An 18,807-nucleotide genomic window follows, 5' to 3' on the forward strand; every position below is an offset into this window, starting at 1 on the left:
TGTGAGCTGCGCCAGAACTCGGGGCGGACTGACATGGTGTACAAGGTCTGATGTTTACCGCTGTCGCCCTGCTCGCAGAAGGTGACGATACCGCGCACCCGGCGTTTAATTTCTTCGCCCTGCCAGAGAACCAGCGTGGCTGTTTCATCAAGGATGTTTTTGAAGTCAATTGCCGGATCCTTGCAGGCGACGGTGATATCCAGGCTGAACAGGGAAGAGAGAGATTGCTTGAGCTTAAAGCCCACCACCGCAAAGGTGTCCGCCGGAGTATGCCCGGCGCTGAAGGTAAAGCGGGTGCCGTCTGAGGCCATCATGTTATTCCTTCAACAAAGCATGGATTCATTGAGCAGAGCATGTGATTTTCATCTACTCATAATTTAAATAAATATAATAAAATCAAAGTGATATGAATTTAAAGTGGGTCAAGTTAGAACCGGAGGAAAATAATAACTGTGACCAATGTCACGACGATGGATTTTGTTGGGTAGGAAAACATACAGGATAAATAATTGTTTTTATTCGCGGCATAAAAAAGGCCACGGAATCCGTGGCCAAACCGACGAGCTAAGGTAAATTGTGTAACACTGGTATACAACGTGGAATCGTAGGCCGGATAAGCGCAACGTCATCCGACATTCAACTTAAATCTCTACATCGCGATTGCAATCTTTTGAATAGATATAGCTAAATGCTTCACCGCGCCCGACGCCGTAACCCGCCTGCAATGAATAAGCACCCATAAAGATGTAATCGCCTTGTTTTACCGGGATCCATTCATTATCGAGGTTGTATACACCCTGGCCGCTGAGAATATAGGCACCGTGTTCCTGAACGTGAGTTTCGATATAACCGTGGGATGCGCCCGGAGCAAATGACAGAATGTGCATGTTCATATCGAAGCCGAGATCTTTTGGCAGCAGATCCTGCAAAATCACGTCGCTCATTCCTTCGTATTCAATGCGTTCCAGCTGATTCACATTACCGTGGACGATATAAGGCTGATGTCCGGTAGTTGGAATATAACGGCGTTTATACAAGAACAGGTGACTGTCCTGGGCGTGATCATTAGTAAAGGTCATTGCGGTATCTGGCGGGCAGTATAAATAGCCACCCTGAGTCAGTGTGAAACTCTCTGTCCCGGCACGGGCTTTGATTGCGCCGTCGATAACATAAACAAAGGTTTCAACGCCATCGCCGCCAAAGCCACTATTATTGCCGCCATCCTGATGCAATGTGACCAGGTAATCGACAAAAGTGGCGCCCAGTTTCGGGGTCGATAAAATGGTGACGTCGCAATTTTCAAAACCAGGAATAATATTTTTTACCAGACCATCTGGCGTAATTAAAGCATAATTGCCACGTTTAATAATTGAACGTGAGGCGAGCAAGTCGCTAATATAACCGATGTTGTTATTAAGATAACCCATTCTTTAATTCTCCTTTATTCTTTATAAGCCAGTTCGTAAAGCATTAACGCCAGAGTTTTCACCCCCGCGGCTAAATCTTTAATATGTGTCGCTTCCGCCGGGTTATGGCTGATCCCGCCAATGCTCGGCATGAAAATTAAACAGGTAGGGATTTGCGGGGCGAAGATTTGCGAATCATGTCCGGCACCGCTGTGCATCAGGCGATAATTCAGGTTTTCAGACTGGCAAAGGGTTTCCAGCGTATCCACCAGATGCTTATCCATCGGCACCGGCTCTTCATCCATCCACAAATCAATATCAATACCGATATTCATTTCGGCGCAAATACGGCGCATATCGGCTTCGAGCTGTTCGGTAAAGGCTTTGAGCTGCGCGGTATCGGTATGGCGGCAATCGATAGTGAAGCAGGTTTTACCCGGCACCACATTAACGGTGTTCGGTTGCGGTTCCACTTTGCCGAAAGTTAATACCAGCGGATCGCCCGCCGCACGTGCCTTAGCTATGCTTTCATAACAAATACGGCTGAATGCGTGAACCGTGTCGCGACGGAAACTCATCGGCGTGCTGCCCGCATGGTTTGACTCACCGCTCAGCATCACGGTGTAGCGCCGCTGGCCGACAATCGCCGTCACGACGCCAATCTCGTTTTGATGAGTTTCAAGAATGCGCCCTTGCTCAATATGCAATTCCACAAAGGCTTTGATGTCAGACCGTGGCTTGAGCGGAGCATTGGCGAGGGTGAATCCGCATTCGGACATCGCCTGGGTGAAGCGAATACCTTTGGCGTCCGCAATATGGCGCACGTCTTCCGGGTCAGCCTGGCCGAGGATATTTTTGCTGCCCCAGAAAACATAGGGGAAACGGCTGCCTTCTTCTTCAGCCAGTGCCACCATTTCCAGCGTACGCAATGGTGCGCCGTAAGTTTTATTCAGCCAGCGAATCGCAAGCCAGGCCGCCAGTGCGCCGAATTGCCCATCGAGATTGCCGCCGTTAACCACGGAATCAATATGCGAGCCACTCAGAACAACCTCATTGGGATAACGCTTGCCTGTCACGCGGCCATATAAATTGCCGACTTCGTCAAAGCGAGTCTCGAGGCCATCTTGCTGCATCCGCGCTTTAAACTGCTGCTGCGTTTCCAGCCATTGTGGTGAATACAGTAAACGCGTTAATCCACCATCAGGCGCGGCACCGAATGAAGAAAGCCAGGGTAAGGTTTCTTCGATATCAGATTGAAAAGAAGTCATGATGAATATCCTTAATTATTGCGCGAAAGGATTTTTAGTTTCATAAGATCGGGTATATAACGCATCGGAAACTAAATAGTCATAAATATCATCGACGATTTCGATACCCTCACGCTCGGTGGTTGTCTCATAAATATCCAGATTCTGCCCAGGATAATAAACTTGAGAAAAACCAGGTGCGGGCTTAATTGCATTTAATTGCTGCATCGTCTGACTGATGGCGTTGCGGAAATAATCACTGCCGCCAAAATAGTCTGGGTTGATAACGATATGTAATTGGCCAAGATTGCGGCCAGCACTTAAATCGTCGTACATCGAGCTCACCTGTTTGCCAAACGGCAAGCCAAGCAAAATGCCGGACAGCACGTCAATCATCATCATCAGCCCGTAGCCTTTTGGCCCGGCTGCGGGTAGCAACGCATGAACCGCTAAAGGATCCGTGGTCGGCTGACCATTTTTATCCACCGCCCAGCTATCTGGAATAGGGGTATTGCGCGCCCGCGCATCGAGAATTTTTCCCCATGCCTGCACGGTGGTCGCCATATCAAAGGTGACGATGTCGCCGTTCTCACCCGGAGCGGCAAAGGCTAATGGGTTGGTTCCGTAATAGATTTCTGCACCCCCAAATGGCACCACCATCGGGTCGGACTGGCAAACCGAAACGCCTACCATGCCTGCTTTTGCAGCTTGCTGCACAAAGTACGAAAGCGCACCACTATGGCCCATGCTGCGGATCCCCACGACCGCGACACCATTTTCCTGTGCCATTTTGATCGCGTGTTCCATACCGAGTTTGGCCATCACCTGGCCTGCGCCGTTATCACCATGCAAAAGAGCGGAACAAGGGCCTGTTAGTTCCAATCGTATGTCTGGATTGCAGTTTGTGCCGCCCTGCGAGATGCGCTGCGCGTAATATTCCACGCGTACTGCTCCATGAGAATGAATCCCGCGTGCATCGGCATAAACCAGCACTTCGGCTACGGTCGCTGCATGTTCTTCCTTGAGCCCAGCCGCAGATAATTTGGTTGTAATTAACTGCTGGAGTGTTTCCCGACTGATTTTCATCTGCCTTCCTTCTGTTACGGATAGAGCTTTATTTTGCGGATAACATACCTGCTGGCTTGATAAAAATTGTGATCTGTACGGGTATATTTCTATTGTTAGAATTAATTTGAAGATGGCGGTATTTTCTGTGACTAATTTCTATTAATGGTTTTTCAGCGAAATATTAAATAATCCCTGCGCCACTGTTTGAATAAGTTTGCTAATAAATTTGTTGTGATATTTGTCACCTTAATTAAAGGGTTGAAGAAATAACCTGCAGGCCATTCAACAGGCTTTTTCGGTGATGAGGAATTATCAATGATTCACGCCTTTATTAAGAAAGGATGTTTTCAGGATTCGGTCAGCTTAATGCTTATATCTCGTAAGCTGAGCGAAACCGAAGGTGTCGAAGATGTTTCGGTAATGATGGGCACGCCAGCTAACAAAGCGCTGCTCGACAGTACTGGCTTCTGGCACAGCGATTTTGCCGGGGCGACGCCTAACGATATTTGTGTCGCCATTCGTAGCCAGGATGGGGATGCCGCCATTGTGCAACTCATCTGCCAGCAGCTTGATGCCGCACTCGAAGGTGTAGGGCAGGCCGGCGGAAATGGTCAAAAACTGTTGCAGGCCCGGCGCTGGGAAAGTGCCTGCCAGAAGTTACCTAAATCCAACCTGGCGCTGATTTCTATTGCCGGGGAATATGCGGCACAGCTCGCAAACCAGGCGCTGGATAGCGACAAAAACGTGATGATCTTCTCGGATAATGTCTCCCTTGAAGATGAGATTGCATTGAAAACCAAAGCCCGTGAGAAAGGCTTAATTGTGATGGGGCCAGACTGCGGCACCACTATTGTGGCGGGTACACCACTGGCGTTTGCCAATGTGATGCCTGAGGGCAATATCGGCGTGATTGGGGCGTCCGGCACCGGTATCCAGGAGTTGATTTCGCAAATCGCACTGGGCGGCGAAGGTATTACACACGCACTGGGTTTAGGTGGGCGTGATCTCTCGGCACAGGTCGGCGGGATAAGTGCGTTAACGGCGTTAGAGATGCTGAGTGCTGACGCGCAAAGCCAGGTGCTGGCATTTGTCTCGAAACCGCCAGCCGAGGCGGTACGCAAAAAAGTGATGAGTGCGATGCAGGCGCAAAGCAAACCGGTGGTTGCGCTGTTCCTCGGGCATAAATCTGCCATCAAACGTGACGGCAATATCTGGTTTGCCGACACCATCGACGAAGCGGCGCGTATTGCGTGCTTGCTCGCCAATGTTGAACGTGAACGCGCACTATCTCCTGACGTGGTCGGCGGCAAAATCAGTGGCCTGTTTACTGGCGGCACGCTGGCGGCGGAAACCGCCATGTTGCTGGCTGAACAGCTCGGTGTGGAAGCGGACGACGCCCACCATCACGGCACTATGCTTGATGCCGATGGCCATCGGGTTATCGACCTCGGGGATGATTTTTATACCGTCGGCAAACCGCATCCGATGATCGATCCTTCCACGCGTAATCAAATGATTAAAGACCTGGCAAATCAGCCGCAGGTCGGCGTGTTGCTGCTCGACGTGGTGATTGGCTACGGCGCGCAAGAAGATCCGGCCGGAACGCTGGCTGAGGCGATTTCCGCGCTAAAAGCCAAACGCACCACGCCTTTAGCCATCATCGCCACCGTGACCGGTACTGAACAAGACCCGCAATGCCGTTCGAAACAACGCGCGATTTTGCGTGAGGCGGGCGTTGTGGTGATGGACACCCTGCCGCAAGCCACCTTGTTGGCCAGTTCGCTAATTCAGTGCGCACCTGTATCCCTCGCCCAACCCGCACCTTCGCTGCTGGATGGCGTGGCGGTGATCAACGCCGGATTGCGCAGTTTTGCCGTGGATTTACAAGCTACCGCTACGCCGGTGGTGCATTTTCAGTGGGCGCCAGTTGCCGGTGGCAATCCCCATCTGGCCCGTTTATTAGCTCGTTTACAGTAAGAGGTTGATATGACTACATCTGTGGCGCAAGCCAACACCGCAGTGATTGAACGTATTCGCAAAGCCCGTCCGCACTGGCTGGATGTCAAACCCGCGGGTTCGCTGATTAGCGTGTTAACCCGTGGAATGACGTTATTGCATGCAGGCCCGCCAATGGCGTGGGAAAACATGACCGGCCCGATGAAAGGTGCCTGCATTGGTGCGTGTCTGTTTGAAGGCTGGGCGAAAGATGAGAAGCAAGCGCTGCAATTGCTGGCGGGCGGGGATGTCACTTTTGTGCCGTGCCACCATGTGAACGCAGTCGGACCGATGGGCGGCATTACCTCGGCAAATATGCCGATGCTGGTGGTAGAAAATATCACCGACGGCAACCGCGCGTACTGCAACCTTAACGAAGGTATCGGCAAAGTGATGCGCTTCGGCGCTTACGGCGAAGACGTGCAGGCACGTCACCGCTGGATGCGTGATGTGCTGTCACCGGTATTGAGTGCTGCATTATCAAACATGGAGCGCGGCATTGACCTGACCGCAATGATGGCGCAGGGCATCACCATGGGCGATGAGTTCCACCAGCGCAATATCGCCACTTCAGCGCTGCTGATGCGTACGCTTGCGCCGCACATTATTCGTCTGAATCACGATAAAGCGCAGTTGGCGGAAGTGATGGATTTCTTAAGCGTCACCGATCAGTTCTTCCTCAACCTGGCGATGGCTTACTGCAAAGCGGCGATGGATGCCGGTGCCGAAATTAAAGCCGGTAGCATTGTGACGGCGATGACCCGTAACGGTCACGAGTTTGGTATCCGCGTCAGTGGCCTGGGTGACCGTTGGTTTACCGCGCCAGTGAATACCCCGCAGGGGTTGTTCTTCACGGGCTACTCGCAAGAACAAGCCAACCCGGATATGGGTGACAGCGCCATTACCGAAACCTTCGGCATTGGTGGGGCAGCCATGATTGCCGCACCGGGCGTGACGCGCTTTGTCGGCGCTGGTGGAATGGACGCCGCGCAAACCGTTTCTGAAGAGATGGCGGAGATTTTCCTCGAACGCAATATGCAGCTCACTATTCCGGGTTGGGATTTCCAGGGCGCGTGTCTGGGTCTGGATATTCGTCGCATCGTCGAAACCGGGATTACACCGCTGATTAATACCGGCATCGCTCATAAAGAGGCGGGGGTTGGGCAAATCGGTGCGGGTACGGTACGTGCGCCACTGGCCTGTTTTGAACAGGCGCTGGAAGCCCTGGCCGCCGCGATGAACGTTGCCTGAAACGACGATGATTAACGTACAAGCCAGTAGTCTGCATGCTCCATATCACCTTGATAACTGGCAGGTGGCGGGGGTTTATACCCGCGCCATCAATCTGGCAGGGCAGTCAGGGAATTTGTTGACCTTGCAGCGAGCAGGAAATGGCATCAGTCCGATGAGCTGGATTTTACGCCGCCAGGATTTTGACCATTTACGGGAAAAATTGCTCTCGGGCTGTACGGTGGAGGTCAATCCTTATGGCCTTATGTTTGGCAAATTGCGCGTTCACGCGCCGCAAAGACGCTATTCATTGCGCTTGCCGCTAACAAACAGCCCCCGACAGCTTGCGCCTGAATATCTCAATCGAGGCGAGGAAACGGGACTTTACGGGCCGCTATATGCGGCAATTTCCCAACCGTTAGATAAGCAGTTACTCAAGTTGTCGCGGTTGTTTCGTCAATCGCTTCGCGGGCGAAAAGTGGACTGGTCGGGTCATTTGGGAAAAGGGCCGGGCTTAACGCCCACTCATGATGATTTGCTGGTAGGAATGTTACTGGCTGCAAGGCTCAACGGCAGGCTGACTGATGATCATTTTTTTGCGGCCTCCGGCAGTCTGCGTGCCGCCACCACCACGGTTAGCGTGGCCTATTTAGAGTACGCCGCCCGGGGCATTTTCTCCTCGCCGCTGCTGCATTTTGCTTACGCCCTTATCAACAACGAGCGCCAACAGATTGCGCTGGAAAAACTCTTGTCCCTTGGCCATACCTCCGGTGCGGATACGTTACTGGGGTTCTGGTTGGGGCAACAGGCTATCCGATTATTATAAAAGGATTCGTTATGAAAACTCTGGTCGTCGCCCTTGGCGGCAACGCATTGCTGCAGCGCGGGGAAGCGCTGACGGTCGATAATCAGTACCGTAATATTGATAAAGTGGCTGCCACACTCGGGCAATTAGCGAAAAAGTATCGCCTGGCGTTGGTGCATGGCAACGGTCCTCAAGTGGGTCTGCTGGCATTACAAAATATGGCTTATCAGGAAGTGGCACCGTATCCGCTAGATGTGCTGGTGGCAGAAAGCCAGGGGATGATTGGTTATATGCTGGCACAACGCCTGGCTCAACAAGCAGATTCACCCCCCGTGACCACGGTGCTGACGCGCATGATGGTGGACCGTAATGATCCGGCGTTTGAAAGTCCTGAGAAGTTTATTGGTCCGGTTTACGACCCCGCACAGCAGGCCGAGCTCGAAAGCCAGTATGGCTGGGTGATGAAAGCCGATGGCCGTTATTTGCGCCGCGTCGTGCCTTCGCCCGCGCCAATAAAAATCGTCGACAGCGAGGCCATTGAACTCCTGCTGCAAAATAATCATATCGTGATTTGTAGCGGTGGCGGCGGTGTAGCGATGGTGGAAGGCGAAGCGGGCGCTCAGGGTGTGGATGCGGTCATTGATAAAGACTTGTCCGCCGCGTTGTTAGCTCAACAAATTGGTGCCGATGGGCTGGTGATTCTGACCGATGCCGATGCGGTTTATCAGCACTGGGGTACGCCAGAGCAGCGCGCCATTCGCCAGGCCACGCCGGATGAGCTGGCACCGTTTGCCAAATCTGACGGTTCGATGGGGCCAAAAGTGGCTGCGGTCAGCGACTTTGTTCGTAGACTGGGTAAACCCGCATACATTGGGGCATTACATCAGATTGATGAGATCCTTGCGGGCAAAGCGGGAACCTGTATCGCGATGTGATTTTTATGGCGGATGGCGCTTGCGCTTATCCGCCATAAGTTTTCAGGTATTCTGACGCAGCCAGGCTTCCACTTGTTGGTAGTCGCCACGAAACACAATATTGTCTGCTTTTTTGCTGAGCTGATAGCGATACATCGGGTCGTAATACTCTTCAAGCAATGGCGAAAGCCAGGCGAGATGCCCGTCCACTGAACCGGTTTTACGCTGTAACTCCAGCGCCTCATCCAGCAGTGTGGTGAACTGCGCAAAACGCTCCATCCCTAAACGACGGCGAATCGCGTACAGGCCATGATGCAGATATTCGCCGTAGTAAAGCCATGCGGTATCTTCGTCGTGCACCGACAAAAATGCTTCACTCATCTGCTGGAAATATTCGGTTTTTAAACGCTCTAAACGCTGCTCAAATGGCTCATCAATCACCACAATCGGGGAGCGTAACATCTGGTCGCGCAAGCATTCCGGGATATGACGTGAGCCAATCATGCGACCTTCATCTTCGACCACCCACTTCACTTGCGGGCCGTCGCTTTTCTTTAGCAGCGTCACCGCCAGACTGTTTTCGAAACTGGCCTGCGACGGTTGTTCGACAATGGTGCGGCCAAACGAAGACCCCCGGTGATGCGCCAGCCCTTCAAGATCGACACCCGTTGGCAGTGAACGGATAAGAATCGTTTTACCGCCCCCCGTATTGCCGCTGACCAGCACCATCGGCCACTGCGCGCGGGATTCAATCACGTCCATAGCAAAGTGGCGCAGCGCTTTATAACCGCCTTCAACCAGCGGATAGTCGACGCCCGCTTCACGCAACCATTGTTGAACCAGATGGGAACGCAGGCCGCCCCGGGCGCAACACAGGTATCCCTGTGGATTCTGGCGGCACTGTTCCAGCCACTTTTGCAAACGGGCTTCGCGGATTTCGCCATGCACCAGGCTGTGGCCAAGTACAATGGCTGCCTGTTGGCCGTGCTGCTTATAGCAGGTGCCCACAGCGGTACGCTCATCATCAGACATCAACGGGAAATTCAGTGCGGCAGGCATCGCCCCCTGGATGAATTCAACCGGCGCACGCACGTCGATAAGCGGAATATCGGCACGCAGCAGATGTTCATAATGTTGAGTATTGGGGCGAGCGTTTTGCATAGAAAACCTTAAAGCGAATGTGGGCAGAATTGTGCGCTTTTGCATGCAAAAAAGAAAGGAAGGGGGATGGGTTTGAATGGCAGGGCGGGAAGCGCTTAGCGCCAACCGCCCCTGAGATTACTTAGCGAGGTGACTCTGCGCCCAGGCAATTCCGCTGGCGTATTCCACAGGTAACAACGGCACCATGGCTTCAAGGGATGCATTCAGCCTGCTGGTATCGCTGTCATTGAGGTTGAGATGGCCCACTTTACGGCCTTCACGCACTTCTTTGTCGTACCAGTGCAAATGCACTAACGGCAGTTTCAGCCAGTCGTAATTTAAATCAGTCCCGATAAGGTTGATCATCACTGACGGCGAATTGACCACCGGTTGTGGCAGTGGCAGGTCCACAATGGCGCGCAGATGCAACTCAAACTGGCTGATGGATGCACCGTTTTGCGTCCAGTGGCCGCTGTTATGCACGCGTGGGGCGAGTTCATTAATCAGCAAACCGTCTGGCGTGATAAAGCATTCCATCGCCATGACGCCCACATAGTTCAACTCGTGCAAAATAGCTGACAGCATCGCTTCCGCTTGCTGTTGTTGCTCGATATTGGTCTGCGGGAACACAACGCTTGTGCGCAGAATGCCATCCTGATGCAGGTTGTGAGTCAGGGGATAAAACACGGTTGTACCGTCATGACCGCGCGCACCGACCAGCGAAACTTCACCCGAAAAGTTAATGCCTTGCTCAACGATACACTCGCCGTAGCACTCTTCTGGCAGTTGGTCGGTCTCCTGGCTGCGCAAACGCCACTGTCCGCGTCCGTCGTAACCACCAACACGGCGTTTGACTATGGCCAGTTCGCCGAGGTTTTGGAACACATCAGCCCACTGATCGCGGCTGGACAGCAGTTGCCACGGTGCAGTCGCCAGCGCAAGCTTATCGAACAGCTGTTTTTGTGTCAGGCGGTCGGCAATAATCGGGAACACATCACGATTCACAAATGCGTTGTGGCGAGCCAGTTCGCGGGTGAGGGCGGTTTCAGGCCAGCGCTCAATTTCTGCAGTAATCACGCTTTGCGCAAAGGGCACGGCTTCCGGCTCAGCATCAAGGCCAACCGGATAGACTGCGATACCCAGCGGTTCACCCGCCTGGCGCAACATTCTGCCTAACTGGCCATTCCCCAGCACGCAAACGCGTTTCATGCTTCACCCCGTGGGTCCGGGTTTTCCAGCACTTCGTCGGTCTGGCTTTGACGCCAGTTTTCCAGGCGCTGATTCAACTCTTTATCGTGCAGCGCGAGGATCTGTGCCGCCAGCAGTGCGGCGTTAGCGGCACCTGCTTTTCCGATAGCCAGCGTTCCGACAGGGATCCCACGTGGCATTTGAACAATGGAATAGAGACTGTCGACGCCGCTTAAAGCCGCGCTCTGCACTGGCACACCCAGCACTGGAACCAGGGTTTTTGCCGCGATCATGCCCGGTAAATGCGCCGCACCGCCTGCGCCCGCAATAATCACCTGATAACCGTTTTGGCTTGCCTGTTCGGCAAAGCTGAAGAGTTTATCGGGAGTGCGGTGAGCGGAGACCACTTCAACGTGGTGGGGGACATCAAGGGTTGTGAGGATTTCTGCGGCAAACTGCATGGTGGCCCAATCGCTTTTGGAACCCATGACAATGGCGATACGCGCCGGGGTCTGGTTGGAGGACATGCGTCTCAAAACTCCTGTGGGTATGCAAACATCACCGAACGTGGCTCGGTCGGTCAGAAGGGCTCAGAGAATAGCATGAACATAGAGCAAGGAAAACGGTTGCGTAACGATTGTTAACGGCAGTTTGTACTACTCTTCCCTGTTTTTTATCACATAATCACGCAATGCCAGATGAGCAACGTTCTATACCTGCGAAGTGAAGTATGACGGCGGATGCCTGACTGCGACAAAATAAAGCTCAGGTCATCCGGTTATTGCTTTGTATACCAGGTTACTGAGGAAAATTATTCGCTTTGAGCTAATTCATTTTCGCCTTGATTGACCCTTTGCAAGTACTGTGAAAATTGCTGTTCCAGGACGTTGAGATCCGCATTTTTGATAGAGGATTTTTTCAGACGAATTTTTTCTGTGCGATCGCCATATTCCATATCAATCACGATTTCGACTTCGTTAATGCCTATTTCTTTAATGAATACGGGGGGAATAAGTAAAGGATCGGAAAATAAATTAGGGGTAATGACGACCGTTTCTGTAGTCCAGGCCAGCACCGGGCGCTTATGTAAACGGTACCCGTTATACAGGAAGACGGCGGCTATCGATGCAAGCATGATTCCGGGTAGTGAGCCAGAACTAAAGGCCAGGCCTAAACCCGGCCCTAAAAAAACGGCGCAGGTGATCATGACTTTATCGGAGTTATATAAATAAACCTGCTCCCATTCCATATTTTCTTTTTTCGATAAAGAAGCGAGTTTACTAAAACCAGCAAGGCTGTTACTGCGTAAAATACCGTGGAGCAGAAAAGCTCCCACAGGCAATAGAGCAAGGGTGGCGATGGACATCAGCCATACAGACAGCTGCCGCCAGCGTGAGAAAAGAAAGGCAGCAACGAATACAACGGCCAGCGCTCCCCAAAGCAGGTTTTGTATAAGATATAAAACAATCATTAGATCTCGATTGCTTATTACCATCAACAATTCATATGCCAGATAATTAAAAACGATACTGAAGATCATTGCAGAAAATAAATTGATAGAAAATCCAATCCAGAAACATCTTGCTAAGTTTTTCACGGGTAATCCTTTTAGATGAAAAAAAGATTGTCTACCCCTGACATATAAATGCAATGTTAATTATGCTGCCAATATATTCGCAGTTTATATTTTTCTGGGTTATGAATTAAAATTCGAAGGGAATTAACTCGACGTCCTGGGCTGTGACTTTAATCATCGACCCTTGTGTATGCCAGGCGCCAAGCACGCAGCGAAACGCGGGTTTTCCGTTTGCAGAAAGAGCGTGAATTTCAGGGCGATGGGTATGACCGTGGATCATCCACTGAAGCTTATGGCGCTCAAGAGCGTCAATCACAGCATTTGCGTTCACATCCATGATTGCCATCGATTTACTGCTATTCGAGGCTTTACTGTCGGCACGCATTTTGGCGGCCACACGCTTGCGGATAAACAGGGGGAGTGCGAGGAACAAACTTTGCAGCCAGGGCTGGTGGACTTTTTTACGGAAAGCCTGATAACCGTGGTCGTCGGTACAAAGTGTATCGCCGTGCAGCAATAACATCTTGCGACCGTACAAATCGACAACCTGTTCTTCGGGTAGCAACGTCATTGCGCTTAAGCGCGAGAAACGTTTACCGAGCAGGAAATCGCGGTTGCCATGAATAAAGAAGCAGGGCACACCAGAATCAACCAGCTCTTTTATCGCCAGAGCTATTTGGCGGTGCAGCGGTTCGGGGTCGTCATCACCAATCCAGGCTTCGAACAGATCGCCAAGAATATAGAGTGCGTCCGCTTCCCGCGCCGTGCCCGCCAGAAAACGCAGAAAACCGGCGGTGATCGCCGGTTCTTCTGAACACAGATGCAAATCTGCGATAAAAAGCGTCATCGCCATCGGGCGAATTATTCGCTTACGGTTACGCTAGTGATTACCACGTCTTCTTTAGGAACGTCCTGGTGCATACCGCTGCGACCCGTGGACACGCCTTTGATTTTTTCTACTACGTCCATGCCTTCAACGACTTCGGCAAATACGCAGTAACCCCAACCTTGCATGCTTTCGCTGCTGAAGTTCAGGAAATCGTTGTCAGCCACGTTAATAAAGAACTGGGAGCTTGCAGAATGTGGCGCCTGGGTACGTGCCATTGCCAGCGTACCTTTAGTGTTTTTCAGGCCATTATTCGCTTCATTCTGGATGGTGTCTTTGGTCTCTTTTTGCTTCATACCCGGTTCAAAACCGCCGCCCTGGATCATGAAACCGTTGATCACACGGTGGAAAATGGTGTTGGCGTAGAAACCTTCGCGGCAGTACTCGAGGAAGTTTTTAACAGTTTCTGGCGCTTTATCATCAAAAGTTTTGATTACGATATCGCCGTGATTAGTATGAAAAGTAACCATGCTGTGCATCCTATATTTAGTCAGACAGTGTTCCGGCAGACGGTGCCGCCACACAAGGTGGTTGTTATAGCATAACTGCTCCTGATCATCACCTTGCAAAGCGTGCTGCTTCCGTGTGAAATTTTAAGGTAACATAGACACTAATTTCGAAATCACACGCTTACATGGAATCCCCTGATGTTAAAAATCTTTAATACAATGAGTCGCCAAAAAGAGGAATTCAAACCTATTCATGCCGGAGAGGTTGGCATGTACGTGTGTGGCATCACCGTTTACGATTTGTGTCATATCGGACATGGCCGTACTTTTGTTGCCTTTGACGTGGTGGCGCGTTACCTGCGTTTTCTCGGCTATAACCTGAAATACGTGCGCAACATTACCGATATCGACGACAAAATCATTAAACGTGCCAACGAAAATGGTGAAGACTTCGTCGCGCTGGTGGATCGCATGGTGGCAGAGATGCACACCGATTTTGACGCGCTGAATATCTTGCGCCCGGACAGCGAGCCGCGTGCCACTAATCACATTCCAGACATCATCGAAATAGTTGAACAGCTTATTGCGCGTAATCACGCTTATGTTGCCAGCAATGGCGACGTGATGTTCTCGGTCGAAACCGATACCGATTATGGCAAACTTTCCCGTCAGGATCTGGAACAACTGCAAGCCGGTGCGCGTGTAGAAGTGGCGGCAGACGTTAAGCGCAATCCAATGGATTTCGTGCTGTGGAAAATGTCTAAAACGGGAGAGCCAAGCTGGACATCGCCGTGGGGTGAAGGCCGTCCTGGCTGGCACATTGAATGTTCAGCGATGAACTGCAAACAGCTCGGCAACCATTTTGATATTCATGGTGGCGGTTCAGATCTGATGTTCCCGCACCACGAAAACGAAATCGCGCAGTCAACTTGTGCGCACGGCGGTGAATACGTCAACACCTGGATGCACTCCGGAATGGTGATGGTCGACCGTGAGAAAATGTCTAAATCATTGGGCAACTTCTTTACCGTGCGTGACGTGCTGAAGTATTACGATGCGGAAACCATCCGTTACTTCCTGATGTCTGGCCATTATCGCAGCCAGCTCAATTACAGCGAAGAGAACCTGAAACAGGCGCGTACTTCGCTGGAACGTCTATACACCGCTTTGCGCGGCACTGACTCAAGCGCTAAACCTGCGGGTGGCGAAGCGTTCGAAGCGCGTTTCCGCGAAGCGATGGACGATGACTTCAACACGCCGGAAGCCTATTCCGTGTTGTTTGATATGGCGCGTGAAGTGAACCGTCTGAAAACGGAAGATTTGAGCGCAGCAAACGGTCTGGCGGCAGCGTTGCGTCAGCTTTCTGGCGTGCTGGGCTTGCTGGAACAGGAACCCGAAACCTTCCTGCAAAGTAGCGTGCAAGCCGACGATGGCGAGGTCGCTGAAATCGAAGCGCTGATAAAACAGCGTAATGACGCGCGTCAATCGAAAGACTGGGCACTGGCGGACCAGGCGCGTGACCGTCTGAACGAGATGGGTATCGTGCTGGAAGATGGTGCACAGGGTACGACCTGGCGTCGCAAGTAATGACTATTTAATCAGTTATACGCAAAATAATTCGAGTGCAGCCAACACCCCTGCAACTTGAAGTATGAAGGGTATACACAGAAAGCGGCTTAGGCCGCTTTTTTATCAGCTATGATAAGTGTGACAAGGATTAAACAAGGTTAATTCATGCCCACTGCAAATGACCAAAATATGGGTCAAACCTATCCCTCGATTTATCCCCCTCGGCCCATTGCCGAGATCGCTGTTTTGCGCCAGGCGCTTGCCTCGATTGGAACTGAACAAACTTTTCATACAGGTGACGAAATTAGTGCCATCCGGGATAATGAAAAATCCCTCTATATATTCACCGAAGGGTATTTCAGCGTTATCCGCAGCATAGATGGATTAGTCCTTTCATCGGCGCGAGGGGAGCTGGTTTTTGGTATCGCGGAGTGTATGAGACCCCGTGACGGCTGGTTTTTAAAGGTTGAAGAAAACTGTACGGCGCGAGTTGTGCCAGCTGAACAGGCGTTTGCCATTTTCACTCAACAGCAGCTCTGGGAAACGGTCGCGAGTCTCCTCTCCTGGTTTATACAAATTTATTCATTGCGTGAAGAGCATCTGGTCGGCGTACCGGCGTATGTCATGGTTCGCAATAAATTAATCGAGTTGTATTCGCAGTCTCCGGATTTTCGCGGCAATATTAACGTGGCGGATTTTATTCAGGAACGCACGCAACTGGCGCGCAGTACCATAATGGCTATTTTGGGTGAATTACGCCGTGGCGATTATGTTGAAATTAAGCGTGGAAAGTTGGTGGCGGTCAAACATTTGCCGAAAGAGTATTAATCCATTCCAAATGAAGCAAGAACATTAAGCCGCATCCACAGTCTTTGATGCGGCTTATTATTTTTTATGCACCTACCGGTGGCGTAAAGGCGGTGAGCGTGAGCTCAGGCCCGGTATATTTCTCAAGTTTCACAAGCGAAGTATTCGCCGCGCAGCCGTTTGCCAGACGTGATGTGGGAATATCTTTAGTCAGGACGTTTGCGCCGCCGTTTTTGCAAATACCTGTTGCAGGGTCAAGATCTGGCCACGCGCCTTCATGAATGCAGACGATGCCAGGTTTGATCCCATCGGTAATCACAACACCCGCTAAAACCTGTCCGCGAGAGTTCCATACGCGTACTGTTTCACCATGGCTGACACTGCGTTTTGCGGCGTCATCAGGATGAATATAAACCGGCTCGCGGTTCGCTACGGCGTACTGAGTACGCAGCTGTGCATAGTTAAGCTGGCTGTGCAGACGATGTGCTGGATGAGCGGTCAAAAGCTGAAGTTGATCCGTTTGAGCGTTACCCGCCCATTCGTCTGGCTCAAGCCAGGTTGGATGCGCCGGGCAATCTTTATAGCCAAATCCTTCAATGGTTTTCGAATGGATTTCAATTTTGCCGCTCGGCGTACCAAGAGGGTTCATCACCGGGTCTTTACGGAAATCGGCATAGCGTACGTAGGCTTCATTTTTTGGATTTTTACGCATTTCAATCAGCTTATTTTCCTGCCAGAAAGCAGAAAACTGCGGCATATTAACCCGCTGCACCCGCGCACCTTTTTGTGCTGCGTCGTAGAACTCACGCAGCCAGCCCATTTCATCTTTCCCTTCGGTGTAAACGCCTTTTCCACCTTCTTTGAGTCGCTCTGCCAGATCGGCAAAAACGTCAAAGTCATTCCGCGCTTCAAACTGCGGCGGTATAGCTTGCTTCATCGGCACCAGATGCTGGTTGCTGTAGTCACCGGTCATGGTCAGATCGTTACGTTCAAAGGATGTTGTTATCGGCAAGACGATATCCGCGTGTTTTGCCGCGGCTGTCCAGTAGCATTCAGAAATCACCACTAGCTCAGGTTTTTGCCACGCAGCAATCAGCCGGTTGGTGTCCTGATGGTGAGTGAAGTTACCCCCGCCCGCCCACCAGATCATTTTGATATCGGGGAAGGTCTGCTCTTTGCCGTTGTGCTGGTATTTAACGCCGGGGTTTTCCAGTGCTTCGACGATACGTGCCACTGGAATATTGGCGACTGCATCAGAAGTCGCCCAGTCGTTACCTGCGGAGGAGTTCCCCGCAACCGTCGAGGAAATTGCTGTCAGCACGCCACCGCTACGTGTTGGGTTGCCACCATTTGAATAGTGATAGGAGAAGCCAAAACCGCCGCCTTCGGTGCCAATTTGCCCAAGCATTGCCGCCAGCGTCACCAGCATCCAGTGCCGTTGTTCACCGTATTGCTGGCGTTGAATTCCCCAGCCAGCCATCAAAATGGTTTTGTTTTTGGCAAATATCTCGGCCAGCAATGTGATTTGTTTGGCGGGAACACCACAAATTTTTTCAGCCCAGGCGGCATTCTTCGGTGTTTTATCCGTGGTACCAAGAAGATAGGACTCAAATTCAGCGTAACCGGTGGTGTATTTCTCAATAAAGGCCTTATCGTGCAGATTACCTTCGACCAGCGAGTGCGCAATCCCTAGCATTAATGCGACATCCGTCCCCATATTCGGGGCAATCCACTGCGCTTTATCACCAAAGAAATCGATGGTTTCTGAACGCATAGGATCGATAGCAATGACCGTTTTTCCAGAGGCTTTCAACTGATTAAAATATTCAAGCCCCTGTTCATCCGTGCTGCTCCAGGCGATTTTCAGCGTATTGAGTGGGTTCATCCCCCACAGGACTACCACCTGACTGTTTTTGAGGATCAACGGCCAGCTGGTTTGCTGTTCGTAAACCTCAACTGAACCAATGACATGTGGCAAAATAACCTGCGCGGCACCGGTAGAATAATCACCGGTATGGCCTGAATAGCCGCCTGCCATGCTCATATATCGTTGCAGCAGAGTCTGCGCTTTATGCAATACGCCGCTGGAACGCCAACCGTATGAACCGGCAAAGATTGCTGACGGGCCGTAAGTGGTGCGGATTCGAGCCTGCTGCTCATGGATGAGATTCAGCGCATCGTCCCAGGAGACGCGGACAAACTCATCTTTCCCGCGTTTACCGTCAGCTTTTCCAGGTGCTGCCAGATAGCTTTTACGCACCATCGGATAGTTGATACGGCAGGGTGTATGGGCTTGATCTGGCGCGCTGCTTTGTAGTGAATTTTCGATAGTTTTCGCCAAAGCACCTTTTGACGAAACGATCTTTCCGTCTTTAACTTCAACATTGATTGCGCCCCAGCGAGCGGCCGTGAGCACCGTGCCTGCTGACGTGTTGGCCCTGGCGGGAAGAGGAATTGCGGACGAAACCATCATGGCACCTGCTGTACCACCTGCCGTTTTCAAAAAACTACGTCGTGTAAATTTCAT

General features: G+C 51.4%; 17 protein-coding genes. 6 read left to right on the forward strand and 11 right to left on the reverse strand.

All coding sequences use genetic code 11. The features are described from left to right. The 4 genes from WBL83_RS06990 to allD all read right to left on the reverse strand — a co-directional run. On the reverse strand, nucleotides 1-314 hold a 314-nt coding region (locus tag WBL83_RS06990; protein ID WP_424588458.1), incomplete at its 3' end, for a contractile injection system protein, VgrG/Pvc8 family. Between the two features lie 327 nt (nucleotides 315-641). Continuing rightward, nucleotides 642-1,427, reverse strand: coding sequence for a (S)-ureidoglycine aminohydrolase (gene allE, locus WBL83_RS06995; RefSeq protein WP_424588459.1), 786 nt, complete (start codon nucleotides 1,425-1,427; stop codon nucleotides 642-644). Nucleotides 1,428-1,441: 14 nt separating this feature from the next. Next, nucleotides 1,442-2,674 (reverse strand): allantoate deiminase, encoded by a 1,233-nt coding sequence (gene allC / locus WBL83_RS07000; protein WP_424588460.1) that lies wholly within the window; start codon nucleotides 2,672-2,674, stop codon nucleotides 1,442-1,444. Nucleotides 2,675-2,689: 15 nt separating this feature from the next. Beyond that, the gene (gene allD, locus WBL83_RS07005; RefSeq protein ID WP_424588461.1) at nucleotides 2,690-3,739 is read right to left on the reverse strand and encodes an ureidoglycolate dehydrogenase; all 1,050 of its coding nucleotides are present in this window, start codon (nucleotides 3,737-3,739) and stop codon (nucleotides 2,690-2,692) included. A gap of 297 nt (nucleotides 3,740-4,036) precedes the next feature. On the opposite strand from allD, the gene WBL83_RS07010 reads away from it, so the two are divergent. Genes WBL83_RS07010 through WBL83_RS07025 form a run of 4 tightly spaced genes read left to right on the forward strand, consistent with a single transcriptional unit; the run spans nucleotide 4,037 to nucleotide 8,686 of the window. Next, nucleotides 4,037-5,698: an acyl-CoA synthetase FdrA gene (locus WBL83_RS07010; protein ID WP_424588462.1), complete on the forward strand. Its 1,662-nt coding sequence runs from the start codon at nucleotides 4,037-4,039 to the stop codon at nucleotides 5,696-5,698. A 9-nt stretch (nucleotides 5,699-5,707) separates the two neighbouring features. Then, nucleotides 5,708-6,967: a DUF1116 domain-containing protein gene (locus tag WBL83_RS07015; protein WP_424588463.1), complete on the forward strand. Its 1,260-nt coding sequence runs from the start codon at nucleotides 5,708-5,710 to the stop codon at nucleotides 6,965-6,967. 7 nt (nucleotides 6,968-6,974) lie between these two features. Further along, the gene (locus tag WBL83_RS07020; RefSeq protein WP_424588464.1) at nucleotides 6,975-7,772 is read left to right on the forward strand and encodes a DUF2877 domain-containing protein; all 798 of its coding nucleotides are present in this window, start codon (nucleotides 6,975-6,977) and stop codon (nucleotides 7,770-7,772) included. A gap of 11 nt (nucleotides 7,773-7,783) precedes the next feature. Next, on the forward strand, nucleotides 7,784-8,686 hold the full coding sequence (locus tag WBL83_RS07025) for a carbamate kinase (protein ID WP_424588465.1): 903 nt from the start codon (nucleotides 7,784-7,786) through the stop codon (nucleotides 8,684-8,686). A 42-nt stretch (nucleotides 8,687-8,728) separates the two neighbouring features. Here WBL83_RS07025 and mnmH read toward each other — a convergent pair whose 3' ends face one another. The 6 genes from mnmH to ppiB form a co-directional block, all read right to left on the reverse strand. Further along, nucleotides 8,729-9,826, reverse strand: a complete 1,098-nt coding sequence (mnmH, locus tag WBL83_RS07030) for a tRNA 2-selenouridine(34) synthase MnmH (RefSeq protein WP_424588466.1) — start codon at nucleotides 9,824-9,826, stop codon at nucleotides 8,729-8,731. 117 nt (nucleotides 9,827-9,943) lie between these two features. Continuing rightward, on the reverse strand, nucleotides 9,944-11,014 hold the full coding sequence (purK, locus tag WBL83_RS07035; protein ID WP_424588467.1) for a 5-(carboxyamino)imidazole ribonucleotide synthase: 1,071 nt from the start codon (nucleotides 11,012-11,014) through the stop codon (nucleotides 9,944-9,946). Next, nucleotides 11,011-11,520 (reverse strand): 5-(carboxyamino)imidazole ribonucleotide mutase, encoded by a 510-nt coding sequence (gene purE / locus WBL83_RS07040; RefSeq protein ID WP_424588468.1) that lies wholly within the window; start codon nucleotides 11,518-11,520, stop codon nucleotides 11,011-11,013. Before purE ends, purK begins: the two co-directional genes overlap by 4 nt. A gap of 284 nt (nucleotides 11,521-11,804) precedes the next feature. After that, entirely contained in the window at nucleotides 11,805-12,590 is a 786-nt protein-coding gene (locus tag WBL83_RS07045; RefSeq protein WP_424588469.1) for a hypothetical protein, read from the reverse strand. 106 nt (nucleotides 12,591-12,696) lie between these two features. Further along, the gene (lpxH, locus tag WBL83_RS07050; RefSeq protein WP_424588753.1) at nucleotides 12,697-13,416 is read right to left on the reverse strand and encodes a UDP-2,3-diacylglucosamine diphosphatase; all 720 of its coding nucleotides are present in this window, start codon (nucleotides 13,414-13,416) and stop codon (nucleotides 12,697-12,699) included. 14 nt (nucleotides 13,417-13,430) lie between these two features. Further along, nucleotides 13,431-13,925 (reverse strand): peptidylprolyl isomerase B, encoded by a 495-nt coding sequence (gene ppiB / locus WBL83_RS07055; protein ID WP_034493843.1) that lies wholly within the window; start codon nucleotides 13,923-13,925, stop codon nucleotides 13,431-13,433. Nucleotides 13,926-14,102: 177 nt separating this feature from the next. Between ppiB and cysS the strand changes: the two genes are divergently transcribed. After that, complete coding sequence (gene cysS / locus WBL83_RS07060; protein ID WP_424588470.1) at nucleotides 14,103-15,491, forward strand: cysteine--tRNA ligase; 1,389 nt, start codon at nucleotides 14,103-14,105, stop codon at nucleotides 15,489-15,491. Nucleotides 15,492-15,638: 147 nt separating this feature from the next. Continuing rightward, on the forward strand, nucleotides 15,639-16,301 hold the full coding sequence (locus WBL83_RS07065) for a helix-turn-helix domain-containing protein (RefSeq protein ID WP_424588471.1): 663 nt from the start codon (nucleotides 15,639-15,641) through the stop codon (nucleotides 16,299-16,301). Between the two features lie 64 nt (nucleotides 16,302-16,365). On the opposite strand, the gene WBL83_RS07070 is transcribed toward WBL83_RS07065, so the two are convergent. After that, entirely contained in the window at nucleotides 16,366-18,807 is a 2,442-nt protein-coding gene (locus WBL83_RS07070) for a molybdopterin guanine dinucleotide-containing S/N-oxide reductase (RefSeq protein ID WP_424588754.1), read from the reverse strand.

It is taken from the genome of Buttiauxella sp., from assembly GCF_049686335.1.
Taxonomy (GTDB): Bacteria; Pseudomonadota; Gammaproteobacteria; order Enterobacterales; family Enterobacteriaceae; genus Buttiauxella.